This window comes from Shouchella lonarensis, from assembly GCF_900096965.1.
Classification (GTDB): Bacteria; Bacillota; Bacilli; order Bacillales; family Bacillaceae_D; genus Shouchella; species Shouchella lonarensis.
The window spans coordinates 26,489-40,173 of sequence record NZ_FMYM01000003.1 but is presented as its reverse complement, the minus strand read 5'-3'; the positions used below and the strand labels follow the sequence as shown (position 1 = coordinate 40,173).

Below are 13,685 nucleotides of genomic sequence, written 5' to 3'. Positions count from 1 at the left end.
ACGATCGCCCCTTATTCTTCTTCTGCAATCATGTCCACTTCGTCTTCTGCGTGCATTTCATCTAAGAGACCTGACTCACGCGCTTCCGTCTCACTTTTAATATCAATTTTCCAGCCAGTTAGCTTCGCTGCGAGTCGGGCATTTTGTCCACGTTTGCCAATTGCGAGTGACAATTGATAGTCAGGGACAATGACGCGCGTCGTTTTCTCATCTTCACATATTGTGACATTCAATACTTGTGCAGGGCTCAGTGCATTTGCAACATACACAACAGGATCTTCTGACCAAGCAACAATATCGATTTTCTCACCTTTTAACTCGTCAACAATCATTTGCACACGACCACCGCGTGGACCAACACAGGCACCAACTGCATCCACTTCAGGGTTATCAGAGTGAACGGCAATTTTAGAACGGTCTCCTGCTTCACGAGACACGGATTTAATTTCCACCGTTCCATCATAAATCTCTGGCACCTCTAACTCAAACAAGCGCTTTAGCAAACCTGGATGCGTCCGTGAAATTAAAATTTGCGGTCCTTTTGTCGTCTTTTCTACTTTTGTGACAAACGCTTTAATCCGGTCATGATGTCGGAATGTCTCGTTTGGCATTTGTTCAGATACAGGCAACAGTGCCTCGACTTTTCCTAAATCAACGTAAATAAAACGGTTATCTTGACGTTGGACGATCCCCGTCATAATGTCTTCTTCTCGGTCAATGAAATCCGCATAAATAATGCCTCGCTCCGCCTCGCGCACACGTTGGGTGACAACTTGTTTAGCGGTTTGCGCAGCAATTCGACCAAAGTCTTTTGGCGTCACTTCAATCTCGACGACATCATCCACTTCATAACTCGGACTGATTTCATGCGCTTCTCCTAATGAAATCTCTAATCGCTTGTCAAACACTTCTTCAACAACCACTTTACGCGCAAATACACGAATGCGACCTGTCAATCGGTCGACATCTACACGGACGTTTTGCGCCTGCGAAAAATTGCGTTTATAACCTGAGATTAATGCGGCTTCAATCGCTTCAATGATAACTTCCTTTTCAATGCCTTTATCCGCTTCTAAAGTCGCTAAGGCTTCCATAAATTCACTGTTCATGGGCTGCTAATCCTCCCTTTTTTCCTTGACAGCTTAAATCAAAATGGACCGACGTGCGCTCGCCACTTTTTCATATGGCACCGCATAAGTGATCGATTTTGTCTTTACTTTTCCTTCAATTGTCAGTACACCATCGGTAAATGACTTTAACACACCTTCGAACGATTTTTGACCAGAAATTGGTTCATATGTTGTCACATACACCCCTGTCCCGACTGCCTGCTTCACATCATCCTCGTCCTTCAACGACCTCTCAGCTCCTGGAGATGATACTTCTAAGAAATAAGGTCCTGAAATCGGATCCTTTGCATCCAGCACTTCACTTAAACGTTCGCTTACAGCCTCGCAATCATCTAAGTTTACGCCCGTTGTTGAATCAATTGCTACGCGCAAAAACCAGTTTGGGCCTTCTTTTGTATACGTGACCGCAACAAGCTTCAAACTTAATTGTTCCACGATCGGCGCAGCCAATGATGCGACCTGATCGGAAATGCTTTTTTTCACCTTCTATCCACTCCTTTTATCTTAGACGCTGACGAAAGAAAACCCTTTTTCGTTCCACAATGGCGCCTATTCCAGATGTCGTGGAGGAAAACTCGCGCCATTCTATGGCGAACAAAGAGAGTGGGGCAGCCCACTCTCTTTGTTCTTTCATATGCTAACAATTACCACTTGTGAGTGTACCACAAATGATCGTGAGATGCAAATGGATTGTCGATTTGATTCGCCGTGTCACCATCTTAAAACAGCGTCAACTGGTTCGTTTCCGGTAAATCTGTTAAACAACCGTGGTCATTCAAATGCTCGATGACCGTTTTTGTCAGTCGCGCCCGTTGTTGCAAGTCTTCTTTTGACAAAAAGTGCCCTGCTTCACGCTCACGGACAATGCCTAACCCCGCATTTGTGCTCACACCATTTAACGCGCTGAATGGTGGAAGTAACGTCTCGCCATCGACAATAAATTCCGTCGCTTGCGAACGGTACAAGTCAACTTTTTGAAAAGATAACCCTCGGGCACACATTTCTAATGCCAATTCAAGCACAGTTAAAACCGATTTTTCCTTCGGGGAGGCATCTAAGCCTTTCTCGTTAATCTCTTCAATCTTTGCCTTAATTGCCGCTTCTCCTTTGACCATCGTGTCGAGATCAAAGTCACTGGCGCGGACGGAGAAGTAGGTTGCGTAATACAGCGCCGGATAATGCACTTTAAAGTAGGCAATCCGTACCGCCATCATTACATAAGCGGTCGCATGCGCTTTTGGAAACATATATTTGATTTTCATACATGAATCAATGTACCAGTCTGGAACATTGTGTTTGCGCATTTCTTCAATCCATTCTGGCTGAAGCCCTTTCCCCTTTCGAACAAACTCGGTAATTTTAAACGCGAGCGATGACTCCAACCCTTTATAAATTAAATAAATCATAATGTCGTCACGACACCCAATGACATCTTTTAGCTCACATGTCCCGTTGGCGATGAGCTCACTTGCATTTCCTAACCACACATCCGTTCCGTGTGAGAGTCCAGAGATTTGCAGTAGCTCAGAAAATGTTTTTGGTTTCGTCTCTTCAAGCATTTGCCGAACAAAACGGGTGCCAAATTCGGGGATGCCGAGCGTGCCTGTTTTACACATAATTTGTTCAGCGGTCACGCCTAAAACTTCCGGTCCTGAAAAAATCTCCATCACTTTCGGATCATCCATTGGGATCGTTTTTGGATCAATGCCGCTTAAATCTTGCAACATCCGAATGGCCGTCGGATCATCGTGTCCGAGTATGTCTAGCTTTAACAAGTTATCATGGATCGAGTGGAAATCAAAATGAGTTGTTTTCCATTCGGCATTTTTATCGTCTGCTGGATATTGCACCGGCGAAAAATCATGAATATCCATATCATCGGGCACAACGATAATGCCACCTGGATGTTGTCCCGTCGTTCGTTTTACGCCCGTACAACCTGAAACGAGGCGATCAATCTCTGCCCCGCGCATCATGAACTCATGATCGCTTTGAAAGCCTTTCACAAAACCATAGGCCGTTTTTTCTGCCACCGTGCCAATCGTTCCGGCGCGGTACACATATTCTGCGCCAAACAATTCTTTCGTGTAAGCATGTGCACGTGCTTGATACTCACCCGAAAAGTTTAAATCAATATCTGGCACTTTGTCTCCTTTAAAGCCAAGGAACGTCTCAAACGGAATGTCCTGTCCTTCTTTCACATAAGTCGTCCCACATTTTGGACAGTTTTCTTCTGGTAAGTCATATCCTGACGCGACGGAACCATCATTAAAGAATTGTGAGTGACAACAGCCCGGACAAACATAATGCGGTGGGAGTGGATTCACTTCCGTAATTTCTGTCATCGTCGCAACAAAGGAAGAACCCACTGATCCCCGCGAGCCGACGAGATAACCATCATCGAGAGACTTTTTCACAAGCTTTTGCGAGATTAAATAAATAACGGCAAACCCGTGACCAATAATACTCTTTAATTCTTTTTGAATGCGCGCCTCCACAATTTCCGGAAGCGGGTCACCATAAATCTCACGCGCACGTGTATACGTCATGTCACGGATTTCATCATCGGCACCAGCCATTTTCGGTGTATATAAATCATCAGGAATCGGCTTAATGTCTGCAATTCGACTGGCCATGTCATGTGTTGCGGTGATGACCACGTCTTTGGCTGTTTCTTCACCTAAAAATTGAAATGCCGCTAACATTTCCGCCGTTGTCCGGAAGTGCACCGGTGGCAACGTTTGCCGATTGAGTGGGTTCGCTCCCCCTTGTGAGGCAATTAAAATTTGCCGATATACCGCATCTTCTTCGTCTAAATAATGCACATTCCCTGTTGCAACAACCGGCTTCTCTAGCTCTTTTCCAAGCTGCACAATGTTAGCGATGATGTCTTGTAATGTTTCTTTGTCTTTGACCAATTCCTTCTCAATTAAATGCTGATAACAAACTGGTGGCTGTACTTCGAAATAATCATAGAAGCGCGCGATCTCCGTGACTTCATCCGCTGATTTTTGCATCATCGCTTCAAAGACTTCCCCTTTATCACAGGCAGAGCCAACAAGCAAACCGGCGCGATGACGGTTTAATTGCGAGCGTGGAATGCGTGGGGTGCGAAAGTAATAATCCACATGGGATAGCGTCACAAGTTTGTATAAATTTTTCAACCCTTCTTGTGATGTCACAAGTAACGTACAATGAGACGGGCGCCCACGATAAAAATTGCCTTTTCCCATATGATCATTTAACGCATCGTGATAATGAATGTCTTTTTCCGCAGCGTCTTTGACCATGCGCCACAATAAATAAGCGGTCGCTTCCGTGTCATATATCGCCCGGTGATGGCTCGTTAATTCAATGCCGAATTTCTTACATAATGTATTTAGGCGGTGGTTTTTAAACTCGGGATATAAAAAGCGTCCCAGCTCTAACGTATCAATGACGGGATTTTGCACTTCATCGTAACCCAGTTTTTTGTAACCAACATTGACAAAACCGACGTCAAAACTGGCATTATGCGCAACAATCGTCGCATCACCTGCAAAGGCGCGAAATTCTTTTAGCACATCAAGTGGATCTTTCGCTCCTTGCACCATGTCGTCCGTAATCCCCGTTAGTTCAATGATTTTCGCTGATAGTGGCTCTTTCGGATCCGCAAATGACTCATAGCGCTCAATGATCTCACCGTTTTTTATTTTTACGGCTGCAAGTTCAATGATTTGATTGTACACAGCAGAAAGCCCTGTCGTCTCCACATCAAACACCACATACACCTCATCTTCAAGTGAGCGATGTGCTAAATTATAAGCAATTGGCACACCATCATCAACAAGATTCGCCTCCATGCCGTACAAAATTTTCACCCCGTGCTTTTTCCCGGCTGCATACGCCTCAGGGAACGCTTGGACGACGCCATGGTCAGTAATCGCAAACGCTTTGTGCCCCCATTCCGCTGCTCGCTTCACGTAGCGCTCAACGGAGACCATGCCATCCATCTGACTCATCGTGGAGTGGGCATGCAATTCAATCCGCTTCTCATCTTCTGTCGCTGTGTCTTTTCGCAGTTGCGGTGTGTACTGCGCAATGTCGTTGGCAATCATGACGAGGTCGCGCACAAATGTATCATTTTGAATGCCACCACGTACTTTCAACCACATACCTTTTTTTATCGCTTTCATCGCTGGGACGTCTTCTTTGTCACGAGAAAACATTTTTACAAGGATGGAATCCGTGTAATCGGTTATTTTGAACGTCAACAGCGTACGCCCGCTTCGCAATTCCCGAATATCTGCCGAAAAGACATACCCTTGAATTGTGATACGTCTTTCTTCGTCTACAATTCCTTCAAGCGGAGTCGCTTCTTCTTTTATTGGATAGCCAATGGAAACGGATGTCACAACTTCCTCTTTCGCGCCCTCTTCTTCACGCCGCTTTTTTTCGAGCATCGCTTCCACCACTTTTGAATAGTCTTCCTGGGCGCGTTGTTCCGCGAATGCCTCGTAATCGGCTTCCGAAGATTTTACCGTAATTTGAAATGGCATTTCCGCCAAGCCAAGTGATTGACACAGCGGTCTAGCTAACTCTTTTAATTTGCGGTTCATCATCCCCGCCTCAGCCTCGTGCGCCGCAACGAGTTGCAAGGCGCGGTTTGTTACGGTTGGCGTTTGCTTGCGCCACGTATTTGCGAGAGAAGGGGTTTGTTTAACGAGGTCTTCAACTAAAAGAGACCAATAACCGGGCCAAGCTTCTGCTAAAGAAGGCGCATGCTTGTACGTAATCGTACACTGAGTATACGCAATCTCTTTAAATGTTGTGATGAGGCGGCTACGAAAGGCAGCATAATGTTCGGCCGGAATGAGTTTTTCAAGCGTTATGTAAAAGTGCCACGTACGTTCTGCCTTTAAAATGGCAAGCTTTTCGATCGCACCGTGTTTAAAATAAGGCAGTGATGTTGCCGGCATGTTTAACTGTTCAAGAAGCAGTTGGAAACGTTCCTGCCCCGTTTGTTTTCTCGCATCCATGCTAGGAACCTCCTTCTTTGACATATAGAAAAACGGACAGCACCATTTGCGCTGCCCGCTCTCTTTTTCTATCAGGAATCTTTTATTTCAAGTAGTCCTTCACCCAATCAATTAATTGCTCGACGGAAATATCGTGTTGCGCGCCGGTGTGACGCTCCTTCACTTCTACTATTTGTTCATCAGCCCGCTTCCCAATCGCAATACGTACAGGCATCCCAATCAAATCGGCGTCTTTAAATTTCACGCCCGCCCGTTCAGCGCGGTCATCGTATAACACTTCAATGTTTGCAGCCTGTAACTGCGCGTATACTTCCTCAGCAAGCTGTTTTTGCGCTTCATTTTTCACATTCAAGCATAATAAATGCACGGCAAACGGGGCAACTGCTTTTGGCCACACAATGCCATTGTCGTCATTGTGTTGCTCAATGACTGCCGCCAGAACGCGCGTGACGCCAATACCGTAGCAGCCCATATAAAATGGCTTGGCTTTCCCGTTCTCATCCAAAAACTGTGCTTGCAATGTCTCAGAATAACGCGTGCCTAATTTAAACACTTGGCCAATTTCAATCCCGCGTGCAAATTGTAGCGTCCCTTGCCCATCTGGTGACTGATCACCCGCTTGTACAAGTCGGAAGTCTTTATACGCTTGTACTGTGTAATCTTTATCCGGAGACACATTGATATAGTGGTAGCCCGTTTCATTTGCGCCACACGCAATCGTCGTCATCGCTCGTGTTGCGTGATCTGCATACACGGGCACTTCACCGTTACCAATTGGTCCGAGAGAGCCTGGCTCCGCCCCAAATGTATCGCGTACTTCTCGCTCTGTTGCCATCCGCAAGTGTTTGACGCCAAGCTCGTGCGCCGCTTTTACTTCATTTAGCTCATCGTTTCCGCGCAGCAACAGCATGACGAGCGCATCATCAGCAACAACAACAAGTGCTTTTAAAATGTCCTCTGATGCAAGGCCGAGTTGTGTCGCCGCTTCATCTACTGTTCTCGCATTTGGCGTCGGCTTTTTCTCAAGCGTGCCTGAAACAGTTGGTGTAACCGGTGTTGGTGCAAGACTTGTTGCCATCTCGAGATTCGCAGCATAGTCGGATGCATCTGAATACGCAATGGTATCTTCGCCAACTTCAGCAAGCGCCATGAATTCATGCGTATCTTTTCCACCCATTGCACCGGAATCAGCAATAACGGGACGGAATGTGAGTCCTAACCGTGTAAAAATACGCCCATATGCATCGTACATTTCTTGGTAGGCTTCTGCTAAACTCTCTTCTGTATCATGAAACGAATAGCCATCTTTCATCACAAACTCACGGCCACGCAAAAGTCCAAACCGCGGACGGCGTTCGTCACGAAACTTTGTTTGGATTTGATACACATTGAGTGGCAACTTTTTATAAGACGCAATCCCATCACGGATGAGCATCGTCACGACTTCTTCGTGGGTCGGACTAAGTACAAAATCGCGCCCGTGCCGGTCTTTTAAACGGATGAGTTCGTCCCCCATCTCTGTCCAGCGCCCAGATTGTTGCCACAACTCTGCCGGGTGCAGCGCCGGCATCGTCATCTCTTGCGCCCCTGTACGATCCAATTCTTCACGCACGATCGCTTCTATTTTATGAATAACACGCTTTGCTAACGGCAAGTACGCATATACCCCAGCCGCCACTTGGCGCATATAACCTGCCCGTAACATGAGCTGATGGCTTTTCACATCCGCATCAGCTGGCATATCACGCATCGTCGGCGCAAAATAAGTCGATTGTCTCATGAGGTCACATCCTTTTTATGAAGTCTAAGAAAATAGTTTATGAATGTCATTCCATGTCACCACAATGATTAACAGCATGAGCAAAGCAAAGCTGACAAAACCAATCGTCGCTTCTTTTTCACGCGGAATCGGTTTACGGCGAATTGCTTCAAGTCCAAGAAACACGAGGCGCCCTCCATCCATTGCCGGAATGGGTAATAAGTTAATGATCCCGATGTTGACACTCAGCATTGCTGTGAAAAAGACAACCGTTATCCACCCCTGTGTAACTGCTTGCCCTGTAAAGTTATAAATACCAACCGGTCCAGCAACATAATCGAGCGAGAACTGCCCCGTAAAGATTAACCCAAGTGTATTGAAAATAGATGTGGCTGTCCTATATATGTCATTGACAGCTTTTTCAATTGAACCAAGTACAGAAAACTCCGAAATACCATGCACACCAAGCACCCCTTGGTATTTCCCTGGAGCAATCTCTCGTTTCCCGAGTGTCGCTGTTGTTTGTTTCAGTTCGCCAGCTCGTTCAAATTCAATCGTCACTTCTTCGCCCGGATAACGTTCAATTTCTGCTGTCATCTCTTTCCAAGAGGAAACAGGCGCTCCTTCAACTGCGGTAATCACATCGCCTGTTTCTAGACCAGCTTGTATAGCCGTTTTGGAATCAGGGCTATCTGATACAACCACTTCCGGGCTCAATCGAACCCCTTGATACAACGCCAACCCAAGCAAAATCACAAATGCCAACACAAAATTCATGAGCGGTCCGGCAAAAATAGCCATCGCACGTTTTGGAATCGACTTTGAGTGGAACTGCTTTGACCATGGTGCAATGCGCTCTGCAACTTCATCTTCTACGACCAGTGCGCGATCAGACACAGCATAACGAATCATTTCATCTGTCTCTTCATCACGTGCTTCAATGAATAACTCATGTACGAGGTCAATTTGTTCAATTTGAACAACATGTGCTTCTGGATGTTTATCTTTATTATTGACAATGATTTCAGTCACTTGTTGATTACGATCAAACACAAGTCCCACTTCATGCCCAGGTCGGACCCGTGATTCTTCTGGCTCCTCGCCTGCCATCCGCACATAGCCCCCGATTGGCAACAAGCGAATCGTATATACCGTGTCATTTCGTTCAAATGAGAACAATTTGGGTCCCATCCCAATCGCAAACTCATGACACATAATCCCAACCTTTTTGGCAAAATATAAATGACCCCACTCATGAACAAAAACAATCACACTAAATATTGCTAGAAATGCGAGTAACGTATTCATCGCACGCCTCCTCTCAGCTACAAACTGATTGTAATTTTTTTCTCACTTCATGGTCAACAGCCTGAATCTCCTCAAGCGTTGGATGATCCATTCGTGTATGCTCTGTCAATGCACGTTCGATCATCTCTTCAATTTGCAAAAATGATATTTTCCCTTGTAAAAATGCTGCAACTGCCACTTCGTTTGCTGCATTTAACACGGTCGGCATCGTTCCTCCTGCACGACCGGCATCATAAGCAAACTTCATAGCTGGGTAACGTCTCGTATCTAATTTTGCAAAGTGGAGCGTACCTAGTTCATGCAGGCGCAACCGCTCAGTTTGCGGGCGTGCGAGCCGATCTGGGTAAGTTAACGCATACTGGATCGGTACACGCATGTCCGGCGTACCTAGTTGCGCGATGACATTTCGATCAACATATTCGACCATCGAATGAATGATACTTTCTTGGTGGATGACTACATCTATTTTGTCATAATCAATGTCAAAAAGCCAGTGCGCTTCAATCACTTCTAAACCTTTATTCATCATTGTTGCGGAATCAATCGTGATTTTCGCGCCCATTGACCAATTTGGATGAGCAAGTGCTTGTTCTACGGTGACCCCCGCAAGCTCAGCGCGAGTACGATCACGGAAACTTCCACCCGACGCGGTTAAAATAAGCCTGTCAACTGTCGTACGTGATTCACCATTTAAACATTGAAAGATGGCAGCATGTTCACTGTCCACCGGAATGATCGCGACATTGTGCTTACGTGCGGCCGCCATCACAAGATGACCGGCCGTCACAAGCGTTTCTTTATTTGCAAGCGCAATCGTTTTTCCTGATTCAATCGCTGCCAGCGTTGGCACAAGTCCCACTGCTCCGGTTACCGCAGTGACCACAACGTCAGCTTCCTGCCATCGTGCCACTTCCACTAAACCGTCTACACCGTGACAGAACGTGATCGATCGACCAAACTCTTCTTGCAACATTTTTGCATCAGCGGCATGCGCGACACTGACAATCTCTGGGCGAAATGTTGTTATTTGTTCGCGTGCTAACGCGATATTTGTCCCACAAGCAAGACCGACAACGGAAAAATGTTCAGCGTTGGCATGAATGACATCTAATGTTTGTGTACCAATCGAACCCGTTGAACCAAGCAAACTGACCTTTTTCACTTACACTTCCCCCTCTCCTAGAATCTTCTCTCCCGAATTTACTTTTTTTCATATCCGATTTCTAGTATTCGTATACAACTATGCGATTAATTGCAGTAAGTGCAATATCGGCAACACATAAATCAAACTATCGAAGCGATCCAATATTCCGCCATGACCAGGTAATACATGACCAGAATCTTTCACCGCGTAATGACGCTTCAACGCCGACTCGACCAAATCACCCATCTGCCCAAAAATAGAGGTTACAAGCATGATGCAAAACGCCGTTATGTATAATGGTGTCACTGGATAAATCATATAAAAAACTGAGCCAACAAACACTGCAAGCAAAATACCGCCTACCGCACCTTCAATCGTTTTGTTTGGGCTAATATGTGGCCAAAGCTTATGCTTTCCAATCGCTTTCCCAATAAAATACGCACCTGAGTCTGTTGCCCAAATGAGCACGAGCACATAAAATAAAAGCCATATGCCATCACCAGGAATCTCTCTTGTTAAAAGTAAATAATGAAAACCGAACCCGACATAAATACTTGAAACAACAATAAAGCCAACCTCATCAAATGTAAACTTGTTTTTCGTCATAACTGTTAACATCAACAAAATAAGAATAAGGAAGGCGAACATCTCCACTTTTGTAAACTCTATCGACAATACAGTTGAAAACCAATCTTCTGGTACAAACCATAACCACATACTAAGCAATCCAGCAATTCCTTCAAGCGATAAGGCTTTAATGTTACGCATCCTTAATAATTCTACCATCGCGATACTTGCAACAACACTTATTAATAAAGAAAACGGCCAGCCACCTAGCCACACAAGTATAATCATCGTCAAGCCAAAAAAAGCACCTGTGATCATCCGCGTTCTCATCTGTATGCCCCCTTTCATTATATGGTCATGAATCTTTTTTTACGCCCTCATTCATTATCATTACCGATAAAGTAGGTTTTCATTAAATCCCACCGTAACGACGTCCTCGCTGTTGGTATACACAAATGGCTTCTTTCAAGTGTGATTCAGTAAAATCAGGCCAAAGTACATCTGTAAACCATAGCTCACTATACGCCAATTGCCATAGCATAAAATTACTCAAACGTATTTCTCCGCTCGTCCGAATTAACAAGTCCGGATCACGCAATGACTGGCTCATCAAATGTTTATCAACACATTCAGCGTCAATTTGATCGATGGGCAATGTGCCATTCGCTACTTTCTCAGCCAATTGCTGCATTACTTGAACCATTTCAAATCGGCTGCCATAATTTAAGGCCAAGTTTAAAACTAGACCGGTATTATGGCGTGTCATTTCAATCGCTTCATCAATTGCACGCACTGTAGAAGCAGGCAAACCATCTGTCACACCCATTAAACGGACTTGTACATTTTCTGCGATCAATGTCGGTAGTTCACTTTTTAAGTACCGTTCTGGTAATTTCAATAAAAAATCCACTTCTGTTTTCGGACGGCTCCAATTTTCAGTTGAAAAAGCATAGAGTGTTAGAATCCTCACGCCTACTCCGTCTGCAGCGCGAACAATCTTTCGGACAGCTTTCATGCCTTCCCGGTGTCCGGCGATACGCGGCAACCCTTTTGATTTTGCCCAACGACCATTGCCATCCATAATAATCGCCACATGTTGAGGAATATTTTCTTTGTCTAATTCCTTCTGATATGTATCGTCCGCGGTAGCCGTTAAACTCGCCCTCCACTTTGAAAACTTCTCAAGCATCGCACGTCCCCCATCCTATATATAAGGAATGAAATAAATAAAAATTCGTTCTACCAGCGCCCCTTTATAAAAGTGCGCAAGACAGACTAAATAATTTATATAAAGTCTTTCATTCCTTGTATATACTTTCACCCTTCAGTTGTTTCCCAAGAAAAACATTTGCTTTAAATGCTTATTATAAAGGGTAAAGACCCCCTTAACAAGAGGGTCTTATATTTACCTCACAAAATACTTAAATGAACAAGAAGAGATGGTTACACTTCCATAATCTCCTGTTCTTTCTCTTTTGCTTTTGTATCTACTTTCTCTATATAACTGTCAGTCAACTTTTGAACATCATCGGTCGCTCCGCGTAACGCGTCTTCTGTTAACTCACCGTCTTTTTGCTGCTTTTTTAACGCATCATTTGTATCTCGACGAATATTACGAATCGCAACTTTCGATTCTTCTGCCGTCTTGCCAACGATTTTCACTAGCTCTTTGCGTCGTTCTTCCGTTAATGCTGGAATGACAATCCGAATCACTTGCCCATCACTAGATGGCGTTAACCCTAAATCTGATTTTAAAATGGCTTTTTCAATCTCACCAACGGCAGATTTATCATACGGCTGTACAAGGAGCAAGCGTGCTTCTGGTACTGAAACAGAAGCCAATTGATTCAGTGGTGTTTGCGTACCATAATACTCAACAGTGACGCGATCTAACAGTGCAGGGTTTGCGCGCCCGGCACGCAGTTTAGCTAACTCTCTCCCTAAAGATTCAAGCGCTTTGTCCATACGGACTTTTGCTTCATTCATCATGTTCATTTCCCCTTTACAAATGTACCAATCTCCTCGCCGAGAACAGCACGTTTAATATTGCCTTCTTCTGTTATCGAGAATACAACAAGTGGGATGTCGTTGTCCATACATAGAGATGATGCTGTAGAATCCATCACTTGCAAACCATCTTTTAATACATCCATATATGTGAGTGTGTCGTACTTTTTCGCGTCCTTATTAACTCGAGGATCAGCACTGTACACGCCATCGACATTATTTTTCGCCATTAAGATGACTTCTGCCTCAATTTCAGCAGCCCGCAATGCAGATGTCGTATCAGTAGAAAAATATGGATTTCCTGTCCCAGCAGCAAAAATGACCACACGCTTTTTTTGTAAATGACGAATTGCTTTTCGACGAATATACGGTTCTGCTACTTGGCGCATTTCAATCGACGTTTGTACACGCGTTTCAACACCCATTGTTTCTAAACTGTCTTGTAACGCGAGAGAGTTCATGACGGTCGCAAGCATTCCCATATAATCAGCCGTTGCTCGGTCCATCCCTTTTGCACTCCCTGCCATTCCACGCCAAATGTTCCCACCGCCAACCACGATCGCTACCTCAACTTCTAGGTCAATCAATTCTTTTATTTGCTTTGCAATTGATTGAATGATGATAGGATCAATACCATAACCTTGTTCGCCAGCTAATGCTTCACCACTTAATTTTAAAACGACACGATTATATTTCATATTTTCCTCCATTTTCCCCTATGGTCACGTACGACTCACTGATTCCGCTTTGAA

General features: G+C 44.8%; 10 protein-coding genes. All 10 read right to left on the bottom strand.

Annotated elements, in window-relative coordinates; genetic code table 11:
* Positions 1-11 precede the first annotated feature (11 nt).
* Complete coding sequence (gene nusA, locus BLT29_RS03325; RefSeq protein WP_090774909.1) at positions 12-1,109, bottom strand: transcription termination factor NusA; 1,098 nt, start codon at positions 1,107-1,109, stop codon at positions 12-14.
* 33 nt (positions 1,110-1,142) lie between these two features.
* Positions 1,143-1,613 (bottom strand): ribosome maturation factor RimP, encoded by a 471-nt coding sequence (rimP, locus tag BLT29_RS03320; protein WP_090774908.1) that lies wholly within the window; start codon positions 1,611-1,613, stop codon positions 1,143-1,145.
* A 236-nt stretch (positions 1,614-1,849) separates the two neighbouring features.
* Positions 1,850-6,148, bottom strand: a complete 4,299-nt coding sequence (locus tag BLT29_RS03315) for a PolC-type DNA polymerase III (RefSeq protein WP_090774907.1) — start codon at positions 6,146-6,148, stop codon at positions 1,850-1,852.
* A gap of 82 nt (positions 6,149-6,230) precedes the next feature.
* On the bottom strand, positions 6,231-7,928 hold the full coding sequence (locus BLT29_RS03310) for a proline--tRNA ligase (protein WP_090774906.1): 1,698 nt from the start codon (positions 7,926-7,928) through the stop codon (positions 6,231-6,233).
* Between the two features lie 24 nt (positions 7,929-7,952).
* The gene (rseP, locus tag BLT29_RS03305) at positions 7,953-9,215 is read right to left on the bottom strand and encodes an RIP metalloprotease RseP (protein WP_090774905.1); all 1,263 of its coding nucleotides are present in this window, start codon (positions 9,213-9,215) and stop codon (positions 7,953-7,955) included.
* 13 nt (positions 9,216-9,228) lie between these two features.
* Positions 9,229-10,377 (bottom strand): 1-deoxy-D-xylulose-5-phosphate reductoisomerase, encoded by a 1,149-nt coding sequence (locus BLT29_RS03300; protein WP_090774904.1) that lies wholly within the window; start codon positions 10,375-10,377, stop codon positions 9,229-9,231.
* A gap of 78 nt (positions 10,378-10,455) precedes the next feature.
* Positions 10,456-11,256 carry a phosphatidate cytidylyltransferase gene (locus BLT29_RS03295; protein ID WP_090774903.1) on the bottom strand — a complete coding sequence of 267 codons (801 nt, stop codon included), beginning with the start codon at positions 11,254-11,256 and terminating at the stop codon, positions 10,456-10,458.
* A gap of 82 nt (positions 11,257-11,338) precedes the next feature.
* A complete protein-coding gene (gene uppS, locus BLT29_RS03290) occupies positions 11,339-12,115 on the bottom strand; it encodes an undecaprenyl pyrophosphate synthase (protein ID WP_090774902.1) in 777 nt (258 codons plus the stop codon).
* A gap of 254 nt (positions 12,116-12,369) precedes the next feature.
* Positions 12,370-12,921, bottom strand: a complete 552-nt coding sequence (frr, locus tag BLT29_RS03285) for a ribosome recycling factor (protein WP_245701041.1) — start codon at positions 12,919-12,921, stop codon at positions 12,370-12,372.
* Positions 12,918-13,643 (bottom strand): UMP kinase, encoded by a 726-nt coding sequence (gene pyrH, locus BLT29_RS03280; protein WP_437182618.1) that lies wholly within the window; start codon positions 13,641-13,643, stop codon positions 12,918-12,920. The genes frr and pyrH overlap by 4 nt, the downstream gene beginning before the upstream one ends.
* Positions 13,644-13,685: the final 42 nt, after the last annotated feature.